The sequence below is a fragment of the Kineococcus glutinatus genome, from assembly GCF_039542765.1.
GTDB classification, from domain to species: Bacteria; Actinomycetota; Actinomycetes; order Actinomycetales; family Kineococcaceae; genus Kineococcus_A; species Kineococcus_A glutinatus.
The window spans coordinates 1-2,405 of sequence record NZ_BAABIL010000537.1; the positions used below are offsets into that span (position 1 = coordinate 1).

The 2,405-nt window shown below is 74.5% G+C and carries 3 protein-coding genes; all 3 read right to left on the reverse strand.

Annotated features, from left to right (window positions below; all coding sequences use genetic code 11):
* Positions 1 to 1,064, reverse strand: a 1,064-nt coding sequence (locus ABEB16_RS17750; RefSeq protein ID WP_345713546.1) for a glycosyltransferase 87 family protein, incomplete at its 3' end; no start/stop codon positions are given.
* 29 nt (positions 1,065 to 1,093) lie between these two features.
* Positions 1,094 to 1,558: a GtrA family protein gene (locus ABEB16_RS17755; protein ID WP_345713547.1), complete on the reverse strand. Its 465-nt coding sequence runs from the start codon at positions 1,556 to 1,558 to the stop codon at positions 1,094 to 1,096.
* On the reverse strand, positions 1,555 to 2,405 hold an 851-nt coding region (locus ABEB16_RS17760; RefSeq protein ID WP_345713548.1), incomplete at its 5' end, for a decaprenyl-phosphate phosphoribosyltransferase. The genes ABEB16_RS17760 and ABEB16_RS17755, both read right to left, overlap by 4 nt.

Genomic DNA, 2,405 nt, shown 5'->3' on the forward strand with positions numbered 1-2,405 from the left:
GTCAGCGCCAGCGGTGGGGTCAGCACCCGCCAGCCGCCGCGCAGGTCCGCCGCGGCCTCCAGCACCGGCAGCAGCCACGGCAGCAGCCCCAGGCCCAGCACCGCCAGCAGCAACCGGCGCGGGGGCCGGGTGGCGGCGACGAGCACCGCCGCCAGGGGCGCGGCGAGGGCGTGGTGGCTCCACGCGACGGGGGTGACGAGGACCGCGACGAGCGCCACGAGCAGGCCGAAGCGCAGCCGGTGGTGGGGCAGGTCCCAGTCGCTGCGCCGGGCGGCGACGAGCAGCAGCCCGACGAGCGGCACCGCCAGCACCCCGGCCACGACGAGGGCGGCGTCGTTGGGCACCCCCGCGTGCGCGAGGCCCCCGGCGAGGGAGTTGTTCGAGGGGGTGTCCGGCTCGGCGACGCGGGCGGAGTTCCACAGCAGGTCGGTGAAGTAGTGCCGCCAGGAGGCGAACGCGGCCAGCCCGCCGACGAGGGTGAGCAGCGCACCGGCGACGGCGACGGGGACCGCGAAGCGGCGGCGGGCGGCGGGCTGGGCGGCGGCGGTGAGCACGAGGGCGGGGGTCACCTTGACCGCGCCGGCCAGCGCGGCCAGCACCGCGCCGGTGCGCCCGCCGAGGGCGCAGCCGACGACGAGGCCGAGCACGACGAGCGGGCTGATCTGGCCGAGGACCACGGCTTCCTTGAAGGGGTCGCTCAGCAGCACGGCGCCGATGGCGAGGCCCGCGGCGAGGCCGCTGCCGCCGGGGGCGACGATGCGCACCAGCAGGCGGACGGCGAGCACGACGGCCGCCACGAGCACCGCGTCCCACACCAGCAGCGCCAGCCAGGGCGGCAGCAGCAGCAGCGGCGCGAGGAGCACGGCCGCCAGCGGCGGGTAGACGAAGTAGTGGCCGCGGGCGGTGGCGGCGAGGTACAGGTCGCGGCCGGCGAGCAGGTCGGCCCCACCGCGGCGGTAGATGGCGATGTCGTAGCCGGGCTGCCAGCCCTGGGCGGAGAAGTGGGTGAGCACGACGAACGCGCACCAGGCGATGCCGAGGGCCACCGGCAGCGCGGCCGGCAACCACCGGGGGGTGGGTGGGCGGCGCGGTGTCAGGAGCGGTCGGGGAACACCAGGGACCGGAAGGTGAGGAAGCGGAAGACCATCGCCAGCGCCATCCCGATGACGTTGCTGGAGATGTTGTCCGCCAAGGGGCTCGTGAGGCCCATGAGGTCGTGTGACAGCCAAAGGCACCCCACCTGGATTCCGGCTGCGACTGCGCTGAGGACCACGAACATCGCATACTCGCGGCCCGGGTGCTCGCTGCGCCGGTGCGCCCACGTGTAGTAGCGGCTGCCGAGGAAGGCGATGCCGATGGCGACGATGCTGGAGATCACCCGGGCGACGATGTGGTCGGTGTCGGTGAAGAGGATCAGGACGTTGAAGATGACGACGTCGGCGGCGTAGGCCAGCCCGCCGGTGAGGAGGAAGCGGAAGACCTCGCCGTAGCGGTGGTGCTGCCCCAGCCGGCGCAGCACGCCGGCGGGGGCCGGCCCGGGTGCCGGCTCGGGGGTCACAGGTACACCGCCAGCAGCAGGACGGCCACCCAGCCGAGGGCGAGCACGAACAGCACCCGGTCGTGCAGCGCGATCTCCTCGGGCTCCTCCGCCTCGCCGCGGTCGACGTCGACGGCGTAGCGCATGATCGCCAGGACGAACGGCACGATGGACAGCTGCGCCCAGCGCGCGCTGCCGTTGGCCAGCACGGTGAAGGCCCACAGCGAGTAGGCCGTGACGACGACGGTGGCCGACAGCGTCCACACGAAGCGCAGGTAGGTGGCGGTGTAGCGCTGCACGACGCGGCGCACCTGCCGGCCGGTGAGCTCGCCCTGCCGCGCCTCGGCGTAGCGCTTGCCGGAGGCCATGAACAGCGACCCGAACGCGGTGGTCATCAGGAACCACGTCGACAGCGGGATGCCCGCCGCGGTGCCGCCGGCCAGCGCCCGCAGCAGGAAGCCGGAGGCGACGCAGGCCAGCTCGATGACCGGTTCGTGCTTGACGCCGAAGCAGTACGCGAGCTGGATGGCGGTGTAGACGGCCATGACGACCAGCAGGTCGGTGTCCCACAGCGCCGACAGCGCCAGGGCGACGACGAGCAGCACGACCGCGGCGGTGGAGGCGGCGCGCGGGGACACCGCGCCGGAGGCGATGGGCCGGAAGCGCTTGCGGGGGTGGGCCCGGTCGGCCTCCACGTCCCGCACGTCGTTGACCATGTAGATGGCGCTGGCGACGAGGCAGAAGACGCCGAAGGCGACCCCCGCCCCGGCGAAGGCGTGCCCGCTGAGCTGGGCGGCGCCGGCGGGCAGCAGGGGCGCGACGACGAGGACGTTCTTCACCCACTGCCGGGGGCGCCCGGCGCGGACGA